The organism is Amycolatopsis alba DSM 44262 (assembly GCF_000384215.1).
Taxonomy (GTDB): Bacteria; Actinomycetota; Actinomycetes; order Mycobacteriales; family Pseudonocardiaceae; genus Amycolatopsis; species Amycolatopsis alba.
Genome location: NZ_KB913032.1, coordinates 6,522,559 through 6,541,190, shown reverse-complemented (window position 1 = coordinate 6,541,190; position 18,632 = coordinate 6,522,559). Strand labels below are relative to the sequence as shown.

Genomic DNA, 18,632 nt, shown 5'->3' with positions numbered 1-18,632 from the left:
TGTGCCACTGCCGTCACAGCATTACCAGAAGCACCACCAGGAACTTACACACCGTAGGCACCATTTCCCCTCAACGGGGGACGAACAGGCGATCGCTTTGTCACTCGAACGGCCGCAGGTCGATGAGACCTTCCCTACCCGCGTGTCGGGTTGCCAGCCAAAAAGTACAGGCGTACTGTTTGAGGGGACGAACGAGGTGTGCCATCCCGCGTCCGGACCTACGGTGGGGGTGCGCAACACTCGCTCCGGGCCTGCCCGAACGGCCTGGAGAACCACACCGAACTGACCCGCCACTGGAGTAAGAAGTGACAGCACCTGCCAGCAAGGACAGCTTCGGCGCCAAAGACACGCTGAAGGTCGGCGACGCCTCCTACGAGGTGTTCCGCCTGAACAAGGTCGAGGGCTCCCAGCGCCTTCCCTACAGCCTGAAGATCCTGCTCGAGAACCTGCTGCGGACCGAGGACGGCGCGAACATCACCGCCGACCACATCCGCGCGCTCGGCAACTGGGACGCCAGTGCGGACCCGTCGATCGAGATCCAGTTCACGCCCGCCCGCGTGATCATGCAGGACTTCACCGGCGTGCCCTGCGTCGTCGACCTCGCCACCATGCGCGAGGCCGTCACCGACCTCGGCGGCGACCCGGACAAGGTCAACCCCCTCGCCCCCGCCGAGCTGGTCATCGACCACTCGGTCATCATCGACGTCTTCGGCCGCGCCGACGCCTTCGAGCGCAACGTCGAGATCGAGTACGAGCGCAACCGCGAGCGTTACCAGTTCCTGCGCTGGGGCCAGGGCGCCTTCGACGAGTTCAAGGTCGTCCCGCCGGGCACCGGCATCGTGCACCAGGTCAACATCGAGCACCTCGCGCGCACGGTGATGTCCCGCAACGGCCAGGCGTACCCCGACTCCTGCGTCGGCACCGACTCGCACACCACCATGGTCAACGGCCTCGGCGTGCTGGGCTGGGGCGTCGGCGGCATCGAGGCCGAGGCGGCCATGCTGGGCCAGCCGGTCTCCATGCTCATCCCGCGCGTCGTGGGCTTCAAGCTCACCGGCGAGATCCCGACCGGCGTGACCGCCACCGACGTCGTGCTCACCATCACCGAGATGCTGCGCAAGCACGGTGTGGTCAGCAAGTTCGTCGAGTTCTACGGCGAGAGCGTCGGCGCGGTGCCGCTGGCCAACCGCGCCACCATCGGCAACATGAGCCCGGAGTTCGGCTCCACCGCGGCGATCTTCCCGATCGACGACGAGACCGTCCGGTACCTCAAGCTCACCGGCCGCTCCGAGGAACAGGTCGCGCTCGTCGAGGCGTACGCCAAGGAGCAGGGCCTCTGGCACGACCCGTCGCACGAGCCGGAGTACTCCGAGTACATCGAGCTGGACCTGTCGACGGTCGTCCCGTCGATCGCCGGCCCGAAGCGCCCGCAGGACCGCATCGAGCTCACCGACGCGAAGAACTCGTTCCGCAAGTCGATCCACGACTACGTCGGCGGCGAGCAGGTCCCGCACACCAACGTGGACGAGACCGTCGAGGAGACCTTCCCGGCCAGCGACCCCGCCGCCCTCTCCTTCAAGGACGAGGACGCGGTCGACCTCCAGTCGGCGGCGAACGGCCACAGCGGCCGCCCGACCAACCCAGTCAAGGTCAGCACGTCCGACCGCGGCGAGTTCATCCTCGACCACGGCGCCGTGGTGATCGCCTCGATCACCTCCTGCACCAACACCTCGAACCCGTCGGTCATGCTCGGCGCGGCGCTGCTCGCGCGGAACGCGGTCGACAAGGGCCTCGCGGTCAAGCCGTGGGTCAAGACCTCGATGGCGCCTGGTTCGCAGGTCGTCACGGACTACTACACCAAGGCCAACCTGTGGCCGTACCTGGAGAAGCTGGGTTACCACCTGGTCGGCTACGGCTGCACCACCTGCATCGGCAACTCGGGCCCGCTGTCGGACGAGATCTCCGCCGCGATCCAGGAGAACGACCTCACCGCGGTTTCGGTGCTCTCGGGCAACCGGAACTTCGAAGGCCGCATCAACCCCGACGTGAAGATGAACTACCTCGCGTCGCCGCCGCTGGTCATCGCGTACGCGCTCGCCGGCACGATGGACTTCGACTTCGAGAACCAGCCGCTCGGCCAGGACACCGACGGCAACGACGTCTTCCTGAAGGACATCTGGCCGTCGGCCAAGGAGATCCAGGAGACCATCGACTACGCGATCACGCAGGAGATGTTCACCAAGGACTACGCCGACGTCTTCGACGGTGGCGAGCGGTGGAAGTCGCTGCCGACCCCCGAGGGCAAGACCTTCGACTGGGACGCGGAGTCCACCTACGTCCGGAAGCCCCCGTACTTCGAGGGCATGAAGGCGGAGCCGTCGGCGGTCACCGACATCTCCGGCGCGCGCGTGCTGGCGAAGCTGGGCGACTCGGTCACCACCGACCACATCTCCCCTGCCGGCGCGATCAAGCCGGGCACCCCGGCCGCGCAGTACCTGACCGAGCACGGCGTGGAGAAGAAGGACTTCAACTCCTACGGCTCGCGTCGCGGTAACCACGAGGTCATGATCCGCGGCACCTTCGCGAACATCCGGCTGCGCAACCAGCTGCTGGACGACGTGCAGGGCGGCTACACTCGCGACTTCACCCAGGACGACGCCCCGCAGTCGTTCATCTACGACGCGGCGCAGAACTACGCGGCGCAGGACATCCCGCTGGTCGTCCTCGGCGGCAAGGAGTACGGCTCCGGATCGTCGCGTGACTGGGCGGCCAAGGGCACGCGCCTGCTGGGCGTCCGCGCGGTGATCACCGAGTCGTTCGAGCGCATCCACCGGTCGAACCTGATCGGCATGGGTGTCATCCCGCTGCAGTTCCCGGCCGGCGAGTCGGCCTCGTCGCTCGGCCTCGACGGCACCGAGACGTTCGACATCTCGGGCATCACGAAGCTGAACGACGGCGAGACCCCGCGCACGGTCCACGTCACCGCGACGAAGACCGACGGCACCAAGGTGGAGTTCGACGCGGACGTCCGCATCGACACTCCGGGTGAGGCGGACTACTACCGCAACGGCGGCATCCTGCAGTACGTCCTGCGGAAGATGACCCAGGCGTAGGCACACGCACGAAAGGCCCCTTTTCCCGCACTTTGGGGAAGGGGGCCTTTCCTGGTTTTCGGTACCGTGGGGCCTATGACCAGGGGGAAAATTCAGCTCGAGAACGGTGAACTGGCGTACGAGCTCCGAGGCGAGGGTGATCCCGTCATCCTGCTGCACGGCGGCATGCTCGACTCCCGGATGTGGGACGCCGAGATGACGACGCTCGAAAGCCGCTACACGGCCATCCGTTACGACGCGCGCGGACACGGCGAGTCCTCCACGCCGACGGAGCGCTTCAAACACTACGAAGACCTCCGCGCGCTGATGACCGCGCTGGAACTCCCCCGCGCGTCGCTGGTCGGACTGTCCGGCGGCGGGCGGATCGCGGTCGACTTCGCCTTGACCTATCCGGACCTCGTCGAGAACCTGGTCCTGGTGGCCACCGGTCTCAGCGCGATGGTGACGAAGGATCCTTTTGTCCTGGAGCAGAACAAGAAACTCGAGGAGGCGGGCGCCAGGGGCGATCTTCCCGCCGCCATCGAGTGTGTCCTGCGGATGTGGGTGGACGGTCCGCACCGTGCTCCGGGAGCCGTCGATCAGGACGTCCGGCGGCGGTGCCAGGAGATGTACACGGAGACGATCACCCGGCACCGCGGCAGCGGTTTCATGCTGATGGACGAACTGCGGGCCGTCGAACGTGTCGGGGAGCTGACCCCGCGCACGTTGACACTGGTGGGCGATCTGGACTCTTCGGACATCCTCGCCATCGCCGACCAGATCGAAACCGAGGCGTGCGACGCCCGGAAGCTCGTCGTCCACGGGGTCGCGCACATGATCAACCTGGAGAAGCCCGCCGAGTTTTCGCGGATATTGCTGGACTTCCTGGATTGCTAGGCCCGCTCGGGCTCTTCCTGCTCCGAGCAGTCCTCCCGGTTCTCCGGACGGCGGTCGACGACGCGGCCGAGCGGGCGCAGCAGCACGTTGACCCCGACGATCACCGCGGTCCCGGCGAGCGCGACGACGTAAAGTCCCGCTCCCGCAAGGGATCCGACGGCCGCCGAGCACCACAGCGTGGCGGCGGTGTTGAGTCCGCGCACATTCAGCCCGTCCCGCAGGATGACCCCGGCGCCGAGGAAACCGATCCCGGAGACGATCTGGGCGGCGACGCGGGTGGGATCCGCGTCGCCGCTGGTGTTCAGGCCGCCGAAACCGTGGGCGGACAGCAGAACGAAGAGGGTGGCGCCGACGGCGACGAGGGCGTTGGTGCGGAGTCCGGCCATCCGGGCGCGGTACTGGCGCTCGATCCCGATGACGGCGCCGAGGCCGACGCCGGTGCCGACCCTGAGCAGCATTTCGAAGGTGTTCATGATTCCGGCTCTTTTCTGGCGTGCGTACACAAGGCCAGACAGGAAAAGGAGACCGGAAAGGGTCAGCGCACCGCGCACACGGGTGAACGGCGACCACGTCCGGTCGTTCCAGAACTGTCTTCCGGCATGTGCCGCTCACCTCGCTTTCGTACTCGATCGGTGGTGATCAACCTTCGGGACAGTACCACCGGACGGCCGTCCGGTCACCCCGCGCGTGGACGGGCTCACACCGGATCGTGCCAGCGGGCCGGACGGAGCGAAGGGAAGCGTGCGCCGCCCCGGCAAAGGCCACACCCTTCTCGACTGTCCACAAGGGACGTTCCGGAAACGAACGCCACTCACGACCACCTCGCCCCTGTGCGTTCCAGCGGCGCCGAGCGCCGCGAAAGCCACTTTGAGGACATCAGACGTCCCGAAAGTGGCTTTCGGACACACCCGAAGCCGACCGCCACTGCTCACGGGCGCGGCGGTCTCGCCGGACAGTGTTGCAAAAGCCACGTTCGCAACGCTCAAGGTTGCGAACGTGGCTTTCACAACACCAGTTCCTCCGGCTCTCACCGATCCGTTCCCGCCACCCACGGGAACCGGTCAGTAGACCTCGAATTCGTAAATCCTCGCCGCACCGTTCCCGTCGTTCGCCGGGGTGGTGACGTTCACCCGGACATAGCGCGCCGACCGCTGGCTCACCGGATGATAGGTCCGGCTGGAGCGCGCGTCGGTCACGCTCGCGGCCGTCGTCCAGTTCGTCCCGTCGAGCGACGTCTGGATCGTGAAGGCGCCGGTGTTCCACCCGGTCGTCTCACCGCCGAGGCCCGCGTGTTTCAGCACGAACGACGACACGTTCCGCGCGGATCCGAGATCGGCCTGGAGGAACTTCGTGCCCGGCGCGAGCGAGTACCACTTGCTGTTGCTCGCCAGTGCGGTGGCGCCGGCCGCCACCAGCAGGGCCGTGAAGGCCACCGGGAATGATCGTCTCAATCTCCGCGACAGGGGCATCGGGCTTTCCTCTCCGAGCGACAACGTTGTCATCCGACGAGCTGGAGCCAAGCGAATTCTTCGGGAGCGGGTGCGACTCGAGGGGTGATCGTCCCACCGCCTTTCGGCGGCGGGTACCTCCATTGGGACTCGCGGCGAGCCAGGTGACCGGACAGGATTTCCGCTACGACGGCACGTCGAGCGCGTCGCGGATCGTGTCGCGCAGCCAGCGCTGGGCCGGGTCGGCGTCGAGGCGCGCATGCCAGAGCAGGCAGACGTCGATCTCCGGAAGGTCGGCGGGGATCGGGAACCAGCGGAGGCCGAGCGACCGGCCGTACTGCTCGGCGAGCCGCGAGGGCACGAGTCCGATGTAGTCGCTGGACGAGACCAGGAACGCGGCGACGGCGGACGTCGGCACGACCGCCGCGACCCGGCGCTGGAGACCGGCCGCTTCCAGCACGTCGTCGAGCGGTCCCCTGGCCCTGCCCCGCCGGGAGGACGAAACGTGGGGATACCGGCACAACTGGGCCAGCGTCGGACGCCGCACGCCACCGAGCGGACCGTCCGCCCTGACGAGCCCGACCACTCGTTCGCGGTACAGCGGCATCGAGCGGATGTCGGGGGCGGTGAGGTCACCGGCGCCGATGTCCAGATCCACCGAACCGTCCCTCAGCGCTTCGGTGCTCTCACTGCCTTCCGCGACGAAGCGCAGGACCACGCCCGGCGCGACGGCGGCGGTCGCCTCGACGGCCGCCGTCGTCAGTGTCGCTGCGACGCCATCGTTGATGCGGATGGTGAAGGTGCGTTCGAGGTCGCCGATCGCCAGATCGCGGTCGGCACTGATCAGTGCCGACGCCTCGTCGAGCAGCGACCGCACGCGCGGCGCGGTCCGGAGCGCGAATGGCGTCGGCACCATCCCGCGGCCGGCGCGGACCAGGATCGGGTCCCCCATCGCCCGCCGCAACCGGCCGAGTGCCCGGCTCGCCGCCGGGATCGACAGGTGCAGCCGCTCGGCGGCCGCCGTCACGCTGCCCTCCCGCAGCAACGCGTCGAACACCCGCAAAAGGTTCAGGTCCAGCTGGTCGGCCATAGTTGCATTGTACGCAACTACTGTTTGCCAAAGTTGCGTGGCACGAAGACCATACAGGTCAATAGCGTGGCGAACATGCCACTCCGACTTCAACTCCGCGACGATCCCGCAGCCGCGGCGAGCCGTCCGGTCTCGCGAAAAGGCCTGCTGGCCGCCATGTGCGCCTGCGTCGTGCTCGTGGTCGGGATGGTCGCCGCGATCAACCTCGCCGTCCCGATGCTGGCCGCGAGCGACCTCCACCCGTCCGCGTCGGCGCTGATCTGGATCGTCGACACCTACGTCGTCTTCTTCGCCTGTCTCGTGATCCCCGGTGGCGCCGCGGGCGACCGCTTCGGCCGCAAGGGGGTCCTGCTCGCCGGCCTCGCCCTGTTCGCGGTCGGCGCGCTGCTGTCGGCGGTCGCGCCGAACGTGCCCTTCCTCCTGGCTGGCCGGGCGATCACCGGGATCGGGGCCGCCGCCGTGCTGCCCAACACGCTCGCCGTTCTGCTGCACGCCGTCCCCGCCGAACGCAAGGGCGTGACCATCGCGACCTGGGCGTCCATGACCGGGATCGGCGGTGTCGTCGGGAACGTCGGCGGCGGCGCCGTGCTGTCGGGCGGGTCGTGGCGCTGGCTGTTCGCCGCAGCCATCCCGCTCGCTCTGGTGCTCGCCGCGCTCGTCGCCCGGATCGCGCCGGTGTCCGCGAGGCACGACCGCCCGCTCAGCCCGGTCGGCGCCGCCCTGCTCGTCGGCGCGTCGGTCGCGTTGCTGCTCGGCATCGTCGAAGGGCCCGAAAAGGGCTGGGGAAGCCCGATCGTGGTGATCGGGTTCGCCGGTGCCGTCGTGCTGTTCGCCGTGTGGACGTTCGTGGAACTGAAGGCCGAGCATCCGCTGCTCGATCCCCGGTTGTTCCGTGTGCCCGCGCTGCGCAGCGCCTGTCTCGGCATGACCGCGATCTTCTTCGGGATGTTCGCACTGTTCTACGTCAACGCGTCGTTCCTGCAGTACGGCAAGGGATTCAGTGTTCTGCTGACCGGGCTGGGGATCATCCCGCTGACCGTCCCGGTCATCCTCGGTGCGCGGCATGTCGGCAAGCTCGTCCGGCGCGTCGGTGTCGACGCCACCGTCGCCATCGCGTTCGTCTTCTGTGGCTGCGGCCTCATCGGACTGTCCACAAACGACGCATCGACGCCGTATCCGGTCTACGCGGCTTGGCTCGTGGTGACCGGCGTCGGTGTCACGCTGGCCCTTCCGACGCTGTCGGCCGCCATCTCCGGTTCACTGCCCGCGGCGCAGGCCGGTGTCGGCGCCGGGCTGCAGGCCACCACCCGCGAATTCGGCAGCGCGCTCGGCGTCGCGGTCATCGGCACCGTTCTCACCGGACAGTTCGTCGCGGCACTGCCCGCCGACCTCCGCGCCGCCCACGATCCGCACACCGTGGCGCAAGCCCTCGCCGCGGCACCCGGCCGCGCGCCCGAAGTGATTTCCGCGTTCGTCACCAGTACGGGCACGGCCCTGCGGGTGATCGGCGTGAGTGTGCTCGTCCTCGGGGCGCTCGTCGTCCTGCAATCACGCCTTTCCCGCACCACCAAGTAAAAGGAGAAAATCCCATGCACGTATTCGTCACCGGGGCGACCGGCTGGATCGGCTCGGCCGTCGTGGACGAGCTGCTCGACGCCGGTCACGAGGTCACCGGCCTCGCCCGCTCGGACACCTCCGCCGCCGCGCTGGAGCGGAAGGGCGCGCGGGTCCGCCGCGGCGACCTGGACGACCTCGACGGTCTCCGCGCGGGCGCCGACGAGGCCGAAGCCGTCATCCACCTGGCGAACAAGCACGACTGGGGCAACCCCGCCGAGTCCAACCGTGCCGAGCGGGCCGCGGTCGAAACCTTCGCCGACGTGCTGACCGGGACCGGACGGGCCTTCGTGCTCGCCGCGGGGCTCTCGACCCTCGTCACCGGGCGCCCCGCCGTCGAAACAGACCTCTCCCCCGCTGTCGGCCCCGATTCTCATCGCGGCGGCGCCGAGAACCTGGCCCTCGAGTACGCCGAGAAGGGCATGCGGGTGATCAGCGCCCGTTTCGCGCCTTCGGTCCACGGCGTCGGCGACCACGGCTTCGTTTCGGGGCTCGTCGCGGCCGCGCGCAAACACGGCGTCTCCGGCTACCTCGGCGACGGCACCGCGGCCTGGGCGGCGGTGCACCGCACCGACGCGGCCCGGCTCGTCCGGCTGGGCCTGGAAGGCGCGCCTACCGGCTCGCTGCTCCACGCGGTCGCCGAAGAAGCCGTCACGACAAGGGAAATCGCCGAAGCTATCGGGAGGACGCTCGACGTCCCGGTGGTGTCCGTGGCGCCGGAAAACGCCGCCGAGCACTTCGGGTTCGTCGGCCGGTTCTTCGCGCTGGACATGTCCGCGTCCAGTGAACACACCCGCGAACTCCTCAAGTGGGCTCCCTTCGGACCGACCCTCGTCGAGGACATCGAAGCCGGCGCCTACGCCTGAAAGGAAGGAACACCATGTCCGAAGTGACCGCGTTCATGCTGGTGAAGACCACTCCCGAATGGCTCGGCCTCACCGTCGAACAGCGGGTGGCGTCCTTCAAGACCGAAGTACTCCCGGCGATCGAGAGCAAGGTGAAGGGGGTCCGGTCCCGGTTCTTCGACACCGAGTTCTACTCCGCGCGGGTGACCGACGTGTGGGTGTGGGAGGCCGATGACCACCACTCGTACCAGCTGCTCATCGAGGCGCTGCGCGAGACGCCGTTCTGGGACCGGTACTTCGAGATCGTCGACCTGCTCGTCGGAGTCGAGAACGCGTACGCCACGAACTACGGTTTGGACGCCTACGCGAGCGTCGACGTCTGAGACCGGCGAGGCCAGGGCACCGGCCGTCTCGGCCGGTGCCCTGGTTACCCACCCGGACGACCCGGAGCGAGAATCTCGTTCCGGTCCATCCGGCCTCCCCGCCCAGAACCTAACGCCGGGTGCTCGGGACCGGTCCCGAACGCCACGAAGGCCACCGCCGAGACGGTGGCCTTCGTGGTTACGTGCCCGTGTTTCAGGCGGTGGTTTCGAACGGCTGAACGTTCGGCTGGAACACCTGTCCGTTGGCCGGGACCTTCAGATCGATCAGGTAGTCGGCCGTCACCTTGTCCACCCCGAGCGAGTCACCCAGGATGCAGTGCCCGAAGGCGTCGACCGAGAGCAGCCGGGCGTTGCCCAGCTCGTCGGCCATCCGCTTCGCGAACAGGTACTGGGTCGCCGGGTCGTAGTAGTTGCCGACGACCAGCACCGGGGTGTCGGTCTTGGCCTGCCACGGGCCGCGGTAGACGTCCGGCTTCTTCGCAGGCCACACCGGGCAGCCCGCCACGTCCGAGAACGCCTGGTAGCGACCGAAGGTGGGCGATTCCTTCTCCCACTTCGCGGCGATCTCGGGGACCTTCTCCTGCTTGATCGTGATCTTCTTGTCCGAGCAGTTCACGGCGAAGTAGGAGTCGTCGCCCACATACGGGCTGTCCGGGTTCGCGTCCGCGCGCCCGTTCGCTCCCGACCGCAGCACCTTCAGCTCGACGGCCTGCGCCGTCTGCGCCTGCGCCGACGGCGGGTGGACGACGTTGTACAGCGCCTGCAGGTCGTCGGCCAGCGGCGGGAACGACGTCGGCGAGTACAGCACCCCGGAAACCGTGCTGGTGAACGCGTTGATGTCGTAGCTGCTCCCGTCAGGCAGCTTGATCGGCTGCTGGCGCAGGTAGTCGCGGATCTCGTCGAACTTCTCCCGCGGCGTGCCCGAGCTGAAGGAGCACTTCGGCCCGGCCTGGGCGCACTTGCGCAGGAATCCGTCGAGCGAGATCTCGAACCCGCGAGCCCGCTCACGGTCGTACTGCACGCCGTCGCTGGTGCGCAGTGCCGGGTCGACGTTGCCGTCGATGACGATCGCCCGGCTCTGCTTCGGGAACATCGACGTGTACGTCGACCCGATCAGGGTCCCGTACGAGAAGCCGACGAAGGTCAGCTTCTGGTCGCCGACCGCGGCCCGCATCTTGTCGAGGTCACGCACAACGTCCTTGGTGGACATGTGGTTCAGCAGCGCGCCCGCGTTGTTCTTGCAGAACTGGCCGTAGTCGCGGTAGGACGCCAGCGTGCCGGAGATCTCCTGCCGCGACAGCGGCACGGGGATCTGCGCGGCGAAGACGTCGTTCGCGTCCTCCTGCGTGGTGAAGCATTTGAGCGGGTTGCTTGCCCCGACCCCGCGCGGGTCGAACCCGATCACGTCGAACCGGTCCAGCACCTGCGGCTGGAAGTAGTTCGCCGCGCCGATCGGCATCCGGAACCCGGAGCCGCCGGGACCGCCGGGGTTGAGGAACAGCGAGCCGACCTTCTTGTCGGGCGTCTTCGCCGCCCGCTTCAGCATCGCGATGTCGATCGTGCCGAGCGCCGCGTTGTCGTGGTCGATCGGGACGCGATACCGCGCGCAGCTGTAGAACTTGACCTGGTCGGCGGGAACACCGCGGACCTGGTCCGCCGTGCAGGCACCCCAGGTCACCGGCGCGGTCACGCCGACCTGGGCGGCGGACGTCCCTGCTTCCGGAGCGGCGGCCGCCGTCCCGGAGGCACCGGTCAACGCGGCCCCGGCCACGAGTGCCCCTACCAGTGCGAAACCGCGCACCGGCCTCCTTGTGGATCTCGGCAAAACGACTCCTCCCTCGCCTGGCGACGTGTCGGACCACGTCGCACCCTGCGCCGCCGATGTCACGGCGCGTAACACCAAGCGAGCCTCGCACAAGCCGGTAACCCAGTCACCGGCCGAAAGGATGGTACGAACCTATCGAGTGGTTGTCTTTAACTCGAAAATCGGTAACACACGGCAAGCGGCTTCCTCCTCCATGGAGTAACCGGGCCAGAAGTCCAGCAGCAGCTTCCACATCACTTCGTACTCGTCGCCGAGGAGTTCCCTGGCCCTGACCGGGATCTCCTTGCCCGACAGCGCGATGACCGCGTCGGGTTCCGAACGCAGGTTGTGCGTCCAGGCGGGATCATTCGGCCTCCCCCAATTGGAGCCGACGAGCACGAAATCCTCGTCGTGCGGGAAGTACAAAAGGTTGGTACTGCGGGCCAGCCCGCTCTTGCGGCCCGTCGTGGTCAGCCGCAGGGAAGGGAGCCCGGCCAGCGCGACCAGGCTCACCTTCCCCTTGAACAGCCGGTGGAGTCTCTTGTCCACCCAGATGATCCCGCCCGCGAGTCCCATCAGCCACGGTTTCGTGCCGAGCGCGCGAGCGAGCAAGGTGAGAGGGTTAGTCACGGACAGATCTTGCCAGGCTCACCCCGAACCGCGATGCCGAGTCCGTCCACCATTTCTCGACCGCGAAGCCTGCCGCGGCCAGTTCCGCGGCGATTCCCTCCCGCCGGAACTTCGCGGAGATCTCGGTGCGCACGTATTCACCCTCGGCGAACTTCACCCGCAGATCGGCACCGGGGATCTCGACGGTCAGCGCTTCACGGGCGCGCAGGCGCATTTCGATCCATTCGTTCTCCTCGTCCCAATACGAGACGTGGTCGAAGGCGGCCGGATCGAAGTTCGCGCCGAGACCGTTGTTGATCACGTGGAGCATGTTGCGGTTGAACTCGGCGGTGACGCCGTCCGCGTCGTCGTAGGCGCGTTCCAGTGTCTCCCGATCCTTCACCAGATCTGTCCCGAGAAGGAGCCACTCCCCCTCGTCGAGTACTTCACGGACCGAGCGAAGGAAGGTGGCCCGGTCGGCCGGGAGGAAGTTGCCGATCGTGCCGCCGAGGAAGACCACCAGCCGTGGCCTGTCCCCCGGCAGCAGGTCGAGATGCTGGGTGAAGTCACCGACCACGCCGCGGACTTCGAGCGACGGATAGTCGGCGGTGATGGCCTCCGCAGCCTCGGCGAGCGCGGTTTCGGAGACGTCGAGCGGCACGAATTCCTTCAGCGTGCCGTGGCCGGTGAGCGCGTCGAGCAGGAGCCGGGTCTTCTCACTGGACCCGGATCCGAGCTCGACCAGGGTGTGCGCGCCGGAGATCTCCGCGATCTCGCCACCGCGCGCGGCGAGCACCTCCCGTTCACTGCGGGTCGGGTAGTACTCGGGAAGGGCGGTGATCTTTTCGAACAGTTCACTGCCGCGCGCGTCGTAGAACCACTTGGGCGACAACCACTTCTGGTCCGCTTCCAGGCCGGCGCGGACGTCCGCGCGCAGCTGCTCGGTGATGTCCGACTCGCTGTGGTGTACGTCGAGGTCCACTTCGGTCATCGTGTCTCAGCGCTCCGATCGGCTTCGAGGGGAAGGATTCGCACGCCTTCGCCGGTGACCCGGACGGCGTGGTGGTCGGGAACCGGGATCCAGCCGGGGTGCTCGTCGCACGGTTCCGACGCGACGAGCACACCTCCACCGGTGTCGCGATAGGACAGGGAGTGCGTCCACGCCGTGCCGATGAGCGTCCGGCCGTCGGTCAGCAGGAGGTTGAGCCGCGAACCCGACCCGGCTTCCTCGACCACACCGGTCAGCCACGTGACGGCCGCGAGCGGGTCTTCGCCCGCTTCGAGCCGCTCACGCAGCAAAGCCCACAGCAGCACCGAGTCCGTGGTCGCCTCCAGGGTCAGGAGGCGGGTGATCGGCAGTTTGGCGGCGAGTTCGGCCATCGAATCCGGCCAGCCCTTCACCACTCCGTTGTGGCTGAAGAGATAGCCGCCGCCGGTGAACGGGGCGTTCGCCGCCTCGACCACCGGCATCCCTGTCGTGCCGTTGCGGACCGCCGCCATGAAGGCGTGCGACCGCACCGACCCGGCCAGCGCGGGCAGGTCACCGTCCGTCCACAAGGGAGCGGACCGGCGCAGCCGGAGCGGATCGGGGGCCTCGGCGTACCAGCCGAGGCCGTACCCGTCCGCGTTGACCGAGCCGCCGCCCCGCATGTCGGCCGGGGCGTAAGACTGCACGAGCAGCGAATGAGGGGCGTGAAAAAGCGTCTCGGCGGGCGAAATCGGCTCGCCGAGATACGCGAGGTGACGGCACATGCCGCTTAGGCCACCTCGCCAGGTCGTGCGTCACGGGCACAGCGGAACCCGGAAAAGATCTGCCGCCGGATCGGATGGTCCCAGTTGCGGAACGTGCCGCGGATGGCCGCCGCGTCCGTGCCGAACGAGCCGCCGCGCAGGATCCGGTAGTCCCCGCCGAAGAACACGTCCGAGTACTCCTTGTACGGGAACGCGGCGAACCCCGGATACGGTTCGAATCCGCTGCTGGTCCACTCCCAGACGTCGCCGATCAGCTGGTGCACACCCAGTGGCGAGGCACCCGCCGGATACGCGCCGACCTCCGCGGGCCGCAGGTGCCGCTGCCCGAGGTTGGCGTGCTCGGGGGCGGGTTCCTCGTCACCCCAAGGGAACCGGCGCGAACGGCCGGTCGCCGGATCGAATCGGGCCGCCTTCTCCCACTCCGCCTCCGTCGGCAGGCGCCGGCCGGCCCAGGCCGCGTACGCCTCGGCCTCGTGGAAGGAGACGTGGACGACGGGTTCCGCGGCGGGCACCTTTTCGTAGACGCCGAACCGCGTCCGCCACCAGCCGTCCTGTTCCCGTTTCCAGAAACGCGGCGCGTGGATACCGTGCTCGCTGCGGTACGCCCAGCCGCGTTCGCTCCACCACTTCGGGTCTTCGTAGCCCCCGGAGTCGAGGAACTCGGCATACGCCCCGCAGGTGACCGGGGTGGTGTCGATGAAGAACGCCTCCACCGTGACCTCGTGCGCCGGACGCTCGTTGTCCAGCGCCCACGGTTCGGCGGAGGTGCCCATGGTGAAGGCACCGCCGGGCACGAACACCTCCGCGGGCAGCCGCCCGGATCGCGACGGCGGCGGGGCGGGCGCGTGCAGCACCGGATCGCCCTTGCGAAGCTGGTGGGTGGCCAGCATCGTCTCGTCGTGCTGCTGCTCGTGCTGGGTGATCATGCCGAACGCGAAGGCGTCCTCGGTGAGCCGCCTGCCTTGCAGCGGAACGTTTTCCAGGATGTCGAAGGATTTCTCCCGCACCTCGCGGACGTACCGGCGGGTCTCCGCCGGGCCGAGCAACGGCAGCTCCGGACGGTCCGCGCGGGCGTGCTGGAACGCGTCGTAGATGTCGTCGATGTCCGGCCGGAGCGCCTCGCGTCCGCCGACGTCGCGGACCAGCCAGAGCTCCTCCTGGCTGCCGATGTGCGCGAGGTCCCAGACCAGCGGCGACATCAGTTTCGAATGCTGGCGGACCAGCTCCTCGTCGTCGACGTCGGTCAGCGCGACACTGCGCTCGCGGGCCCTGGTGAGCGCCTCGGCCGCGTGCGCCCGCAGGTCTTGCGGGCTCAGCGCGCGAAGCGGGTTGGTGTCGGTGCTTTCCACGCTCATGACTGGTGGCTCCTCGAACCGCGTACGAGGGACTGCACACCCTCGCTGATCTCGGTGATGGTCTCCGGCGGCAGACCGGTCGTGCCGAGTTCGGCACAGCCGAGGTCCACCACCTTCCTCGCGACGGTGGCGATCGCCGGGTCGGCCAGGCCGAACCTGGCCGCGCACTCCCATCTGCCCAGTACCGGCTCGCACAGTTCGAGCACTTTGTCCACTGTGGACGGTCGCTCGAGCAGTGCGGCCAGCAGGGCCACCGGATGCAGCCACCTGGCGGCGGGCTGGGCGTCCAGGTAACGGATCTCCAGGTACCCCTGCGGACGGACCGGCGTGAAGAAGGTCGTCAGGTGATAGGCCAGATCGTCCTCGGTCGGCTTGCCGAGTCCGGCGCTCTCTCCCCGTCCGTCGATCCAGTCGGCGAAGGTCAGGGAATCGGGCGCGTCCCAGCGGCCGTCGCGGCCGGGAAGGACCATCAGCGGGGTGTCCAGGATCCTGCGTGCCCACTCCCCCGCCGGATCACCGGTCGGTTCCGCCGACCGGGTGCGGACCTTTTCGGTGTCCATCACGGCCAGCCAGCGCGCGGACGCGTGGCCGGTGTCGCGTCCGGCGTGGATCCGGGAGTTGGCGAAGGTGGCCAGCAAGGGTGGACCGAGCGCGTGGACAGCGGCCCAGCGGTCGGCCAGATCGCCTGCCTCGCCGGTGTCCACACAGACTTGCAGGCCGGCGGTGCTGCACATCATCGTCGCGCCGCCTGTGCCCATCGGGGCGAAGCGGCGTTCCATCGCGGCGTAGCGCGGGGTGCCCAGTTTGCGGGCAGGAGCGCGATGCCGGTCTATCCCGGTGTCACCCAGGTACAGGCCTCGGGCGGCGAGGAGGTTTTCGAGGTGGGCCAGATCGGCCGAGACGACGGCGTCCAGGTGACGCAGCGTGGTCTGGGGTTGAGCGGAGATCTCCACCTGGCATCCGGGCTCGAGGCTCAGCGGTGAACCTGCCGGAAGCGGGAGGGCGGGGCTGTCGGGGCGCAGTGTCCGCGGGGTGTGCGGGCCGAGCGCGGTGGCGAGATCGTCGGGATCGAGGGGCCGGGCGGGCTCGTCGGCGTAGTGCACGGTGAACTCCAGCTCTACGCCGAGGAGTCTCGGTGGCCCGTGTTTGAAGCACACGGAAGCCACGTACGCCTCGCCCTCGGCGCGGTCCGAGAGGACCTTGGCCGTGGCGTTCGACGCGCTCCCGGACTTCTCGGGGAAATCATGAACAGTAGTCATCTTTCCGCCGTCCAGTCGGTTGTCCGATAACTGAGAAACCTTGACTTCGGACGCTACACGCGGGGTCTGACAAATTCAGGTGCGTTCTTGCCGGGCAGGATCGGCGGACCACCATTTAGGACGGGACGAATCAGGGCAAAGCGGGCTCGGTTCCCAGGCCCAAGGCCACCGCGGCGTCGCGGACCGCCCCGATCACCAGCTGGAGAGCCGGTCGCCGCGACGTGGTCGTCCGGTAAGCGATCGAAACCGTTCGGAGCAACGGTGTGGTCAACGCGACCACGTCGATCCCCGGCGGGCGGAGGCCGAGCCCGAGATCCGAAACAAGGGTCACCCCGAGCCCCGCCCGGACCATCGCCATCGCCGTCGACTGCTCTTCGACCTCGTGGTTGATCTTGGGTTCGAACCCGTGGCGGTGACACGCCGTGCGCACCGCGCGGCCGAAGTGACTCTTCGGGCTGGCGAGGATCCACGGATGCTCGGCCAGTTCGGGCAACGACGTGCTGCCAGCGGGAACGGCGCCGGCTGGCACCGCGGCGTGCAGCCGTTCCACCGCGATCACCGCCCGCTCCAGCCCGGTGTCCCACGGCATCGGCGCGTCGGAGTAGTCGATCACGAACGACAGATCCAGTTCACCGTCACGGACGGCGTCCGCGGTGTCCTCCGGCGCCAGCTCGCGGGTCCTGACCTGGATCCCCGGATGCGCACCGGCCAGAGCCGTCAGCGCGTGCGGCAGCAGCCCCGAAGCGACCGACGCCCACACCCCGGCCATGAGCCGGACCGAAACGGTCTCCTGCGCCTCTTCCAGCGCCAGCGTCGCCCGCTCGACCGACCCCAGGATCTCCTCGGCGTGCTCGGTGAGCAGCAGCCCCAGTTCGGTCAGCTGCACCCGCCTGCCGAATCGTTCGAACAGCTTCGCGCCCACGTCCCGCTCCAGCTGCGCCAGCTGCTGCGAAACCGCCGAAGCGGTGTAATGCAGCGAAGCCGCGGCTGCCGTGACGGTGCCGCGACGGCTCAGCTCGCGGAGCATCCGCAAGCGGTGCAACGAAAGCTCCATGGTCCCAACGTAATCGGGCGCGCTGGCAGATGCCGGATGACGCGTCGAGCGGCGTTACACCAGTTTTTCTGCACATCATCGTTCAGATTCGGTAAATGGACGTCCGCGCCCGGACGGGGGCACCCTCGGAAGTGGCGCAGGACGACCCCAGATCCCGAAGGAGGTGGCCGCATGGCCGCGAGGAACGCCGAACCGCTGATGAGGCTCATCTGGACCGACTCCGTCACCGGTGCCACCGGCTTTCTCGTAGTGCACAGCCTGGTTTCCGGTATCGCGACCGGCGGGACCCGGATGCGCGCGGGCTGCACGATGACGGAGGTCGAGGACCTGGCGAGGGGGATGGCGAACAAGACCGCGACCTTCGGCCTGCCGGTCGGCGGGGCCAAGGGCGGCATCGACTTCGATCCGAAGGACGAGCGTGCTTTCGGTGTGCTGGAACGGTTCTGCGCGTTCCTGCGGCCGTGGATCGACAACCACTGGGTGACCGCCGAGGATCTCGGCGTGCCGCAGCACCTGATCGACGAGGTGTTCGCGAAACTGGGGCTCGAACAGTCGTACCACGCCGCCATCCGCCGTTCGGCCGATCCGGCGCACACCCTTCGCCGGGTTCAGGCCGGGCTGAGCACCCCGGTCCCCGGCGGGCTCCTGCTCGGCGACGTCATCGGTGGCTACGGCGTCGCACAGGCCTGTCTCGGGGTCGCCGACGCGTGGGAGTGGCCCGCCGGGAAGACCACGGTCGCCATCCAGGGCATCGGCACGATGGGCGGCGGCGCGGCCTGGTACCTGCACGAAGCCGGGATGAACGTCGTCGCGGTCGCCGACGCCGCCGGGACGCTGTACCGGCCCGAGGGCCTCGACATCCCGGCGCTGCTGGACCTGCGCGACGAGTACGGCGAGATCGACCGGAGCAGGCTTCCCGCCGATGTCCGGCTGCTCCCCCGCGACGAGATCGTGGCGACGGACGCCGACATCTTCGTCCCGGCCGCGATCTCCTACGCGCTGCGCGCCGCGAACCAGGGCCTGGTCAAGGCGAAGGTCGTCATCGAGGCCGCCAACGCGGCGACCACTCCGGACGCCGAAGCGGGCCTGACCGCTCGTGGTATCCCGGTGATCCCGGACTTCGTCGCCAACGCCGGCGCGGCCGCGTGGGCCTGGTGGCTTCTGCTCGGCGAGGTCGGCGCCGATCCCGCCGACTCGTTCCTGCGGCTGCGGACGGAGATGCGGGCGAAGGTGGCGCTGCTGCTGAGTTCGTGGAACCTCGACCGGATCGCGCCGCGCACCACCGGCCTGCGGCTCGCCGAAACCACCCGTTCGGACGCCGCCACCGCTTCCGAATCCGCCCCCGTTCTGGTCATTCCCTGACAGTTCGCGCGTGAAGGCCTCCTTCGGGACGGCCACCGACTTAGTGAGCCGAAGGTCCGGGCAGGTGG

Annotated in this window: 16 protein-coding genes; 6 read left to right on the top strand and 10 right to left on the bottom strand. The window is 68.5% G+C overall.

The genetic code is table 11. The features are described from left to right. The first annotated feature begins 305 nt into the window (after positions 1–305). Both acnA and AMYAL_RS0130650 read left to right on the top strand, forming a co-directional pair. Positions 306–3,113, top strand: a complete 2,808-nt coding sequence (acnA, locus tag AMYAL_RS0130655; protein ID WP_020635105.1) for an aconitate hydratase AcnA — start codon at positions 306–308, stop codon at positions 3,111–3,113. 75 nt (positions 3,114–3,188) lie between these two features. Continuing rightward, complete coding sequence (locus AMYAL_RS0130650) at positions 3,189–3,989, top strand: alpha/beta fold hydrolase (protein ID WP_020635104.1); 801 nt, start codon at positions 3,189–3,191, stop codon at positions 3,987–3,989. Here the strand turns inward: AMYAL_RS0130650 and AMYAL_RS0130645 are convergent. The 3 genes from AMYAL_RS0130645 to AMYAL_RS0130635 all read right to left on the bottom strand — a co-directional run bounded on the left by AMYAL_RS0130645 (position 3,986) and on the right by AMYAL_RS0130635 (position 6,527). Beyond that, complete coding sequence (locus AMYAL_RS0130645; protein ID WP_020635103.1) at positions 3,986–4,462, bottom strand: MgtC/SapB family protein; 477 nt, start codon at positions 4,460–4,462, stop codon at positions 3,986–3,988. The two genes, AMYAL_RS0130650 and AMYAL_RS0130645, sit on opposite strands and share 4 nt — an antisense overlap. Before the next feature lie 588 nt (positions 4,463–5,050). Then, a complete protein-coding gene (locus tag AMYAL_RS48635) occupies positions 5,051–5,422 on the bottom strand; it encodes a discoidin domain-containing protein (protein ID WP_020635102.1) in 372 nt (123 codons plus the stop codon). A 199-nt stretch (positions 5,423–5,621) separates the two neighbouring features. Continuing rightward, positions 5,622–6,527, bottom strand: coding sequence for a LysR family transcriptional regulator (locus AMYAL_RS0130635; protein ID WP_020635101.1), 906 nt, complete (start codon positions 6,525–6,527; stop codon positions 5,622–5,624). 156 nt (positions 6,528–6,683) lie between these two features. Here AMYAL_RS0130635 and AMYAL_RS0130630 point away from each other — a divergent pair, with 156 nt between their 5' ends. Genes AMYAL_RS0130630 through AMYAL_RS0130620 form a run of 3 tightly spaced genes read left to right on the top strand, consistent with a single transcriptional unit; the run spans position 6,684 to position 9,369 of the window. Continuing rightward, the gene (locus AMYAL_RS0130630) at positions 6,684–8,102 is read left to right on the top strand and encodes an MFS transporter (RefSeq protein ID WP_039795888.1); all 1,419 of its coding nucleotides are present in this window, start codon (positions 6,684–6,686) and stop codon (positions 8,100–8,102) included. Between the two features lie 14 nt (positions 8,103–8,116). After that, positions 8,117–9,007 carry an SDR family oxidoreductase gene (locus AMYAL_RS0130625; protein WP_020635099.1) on the top strand — a complete coding sequence of 297 codons (891 nt, stop codon included), beginning with the start codon at positions 8,117–8,119 and terminating at the stop codon, positions 9,005–9,007. Between the two features lie 14 nt (positions 9,008–9,021). Continuing rightward, complete coding sequence (locus AMYAL_RS0130620) at positions 9,022–9,369, top strand: darcynin family protein (protein ID WP_020635098.1); 348 nt, start codon at positions 9,022–9,024, stop codon at positions 9,367–9,369. Between the two features lie 193 nt (positions 9,370–9,562). On the opposite strand, the gene AMYAL_RS0130615 is transcribed toward AMYAL_RS0130620, so the two are convergent. From AMYAL_RS0130615 to AMYAL_RS0130585, 7 genes are all read right to left on the bottom strand, one after another. After that, positions 9,563–11,170 (bottom strand): alpha/beta hydrolase, encoded by a 1,608-nt coding sequence (locus tag AMYAL_RS0130615; protein ID WP_020635097.1) that lies wholly within the window; start codon positions 11,168–11,170, stop codon positions 9,563–9,565. A 156-nt stretch (positions 11,171–11,326) separates the two neighbouring features. Next, a complete protein-coding gene (locus AMYAL_RS0130610; protein ID WP_020635096.1) occupies positions 11,327–11,749 on the bottom strand; it encodes a nitroreductase family deazaflavin-dependent oxidoreductase in 423 nt (140 codons plus the stop codon). A gap of 46 nt (positions 11,750–11,795) precedes the next feature. Then, on the bottom strand, positions 11,796–12,773 hold the full coding sequence (gene egtD, locus AMYAL_RS0130605; RefSeq protein WP_020635095.1) for an L-histidine N(alpha)-methyltransferase: 978 nt from the start codon (positions 12,771–12,773) through the stop codon (positions 11,796–11,798). Further along, positions 12,770–13,534 (bottom strand): ergothioneine biosynthesis protein EgtC, encoded by a 765-nt coding sequence (gene egtC / locus AMYAL_RS0130600; RefSeq protein WP_020635094.1) that lies wholly within the window; start codon positions 13,532–13,534, stop codon positions 12,770–12,772. The genes egtD and egtC overlap by 4 nt, the downstream gene beginning before the upstream one ends. Positions 13,535–13,539: 5 nt before the next feature. Beyond that, a complete protein-coding gene (egtB, locus tag AMYAL_RS0130595) occupies positions 13,540–14,889 on the bottom strand; it encodes an ergothioneine biosynthesis protein EgtB (protein ID WP_020635093.1) in 1,350 nt (449 codons plus the stop codon). Continuing rightward, the gene (locus AMYAL_RS0130590; protein WP_020635092.1) at positions 14,886–16,148 is read right to left on the bottom strand and encodes a glutamate-cysteine ligase family protein; all 1,263 of its coding nucleotides are present in this window, start codon (positions 16,146–16,148) and stop codon (positions 14,886–14,888) included. The genes egtB and AMYAL_RS0130590 overlap by 4 nt, the downstream gene beginning before the upstream one ends. A 130-nt stretch (positions 16,149–16,278) precedes the next feature. Beyond that, complete coding sequence (locus AMYAL_RS0130585) at positions 16,279–17,202, bottom strand: LysR family transcriptional regulator (RefSeq protein WP_020635091.1); 924 nt, start codon at positions 17,200–17,202, stop codon at positions 16,279–16,281. A gap of 171 nt (positions 17,203–17,373) precedes the next feature. Here AMYAL_RS0130585 and AMYAL_RS0130580 point away from each other — a divergent pair, with 171 nt between their 5' ends. Continuing rightward, positions 17,374–18,564 (top strand): Glu/Leu/Phe/Val dehydrogenase dimerization domain-containing protein, encoded by a 1,191-nt coding sequence (locus AMYAL_RS0130580; RefSeq protein WP_020635090.1) that lies wholly within the window; start codon positions 17,374–17,376, stop codon positions 18,562–18,564. The last annotated feature ends 68 nt before the right edge of the window (positions 18,565–18,632 follow it).

Bases quoted from the DNA above. Each gene is read 5' to 3' on its own strand.
- AMYAL_RS0130625 (WP_020635099.1), top strand. From the start codon at position 8,117: ATGCACGTATTCGTCACCGGGGCGACCGGCTGGATCGGCTCGGCCGTC.
- AMYAL_RS0130580 (WP_020635090.1), top strand. From the start codon at position 17,374: ATGGCCGCGAGGAACGCCGAACCGCTGATGAGGCTCATCTGGACCGAC.
- AMYAL_RS0130590 (WP_020635092.1), bottom strand. From the start codon at position 16,148: ATGACTACTGTTCATGATTTCCCCGAGAAGTCCGGGAGCGCGTCGAAC.
- AMYAL_RS0130635 (WP_020635101.1), bottom strand. From the start codon at position 6,527: ATGGCCGACCAGCTGGACCTGAACCTTTTGCGGGTGTTCGACGCGTTG.
- AMYAL_RS0130585 (WP_020635091.1), bottom strand. From the start codon at position 17,202: ATGGAGCTTTCGTTGCACCGCTTGCGGATGCTCCGCGAGCTGAGCCGT.
- AMYAL_RS0130620 (WP_020635098.1), top strand. From the start codon at position 9,022: ATGTCCGAAGTGACCGCGTTCATGCTGGTGAAGACCACTCCCGAATGG.
- AMYAL_RS0130645 (WP_020635103.1), bottom strand. From the start codon at position 4,462: ATGAACACCTTCGAAATGCTGCTCAGGGTCGGCACCGGCGTCGGCCTC.
- AMYAL_RS0130630 (WP_039795888.1), top strand. From the start codon at position 6,684: ATGTGCGCCTGCGTCGTGCTCGTGGTCGGGATGGTCGCCGCGATCAAC.
- AMYAL_RS0130610 (WP_020635096.1), bottom strand. From the start codon at position 11,749: ATGGGACTCGCGGGCGGGATCATCTGGGTGGACAAGAGACTCCACCGG.
- egtD (WP_020635095.1), bottom strand. From the start codon at position 12,773: ATGACCGAAGTGGACCTCGACGTACACCACAGCGAGTCGGACATCACC.
- egtC (WP_020635094.1), bottom strand. From the start codon at position 13,534: ATGTGCCGTCACCTCGCGTATCTCGGCGAGCCGATTTCGCCCGCCGAG.
- AMYAL_RS0130650 (WP_020635104.1), top strand. From the start codon at position 3,189: ATGACCAGGGGGAAAATTCAGCTCGAGAACGGTGAACTGGCGTACGAG.
- egtB (WP_020635093.1), bottom strand. From the start codon at position 14,889: ATGAGCGTGGAAAGCACCGACACCAACCCGCTTCGCGCGCTGAGCCCG.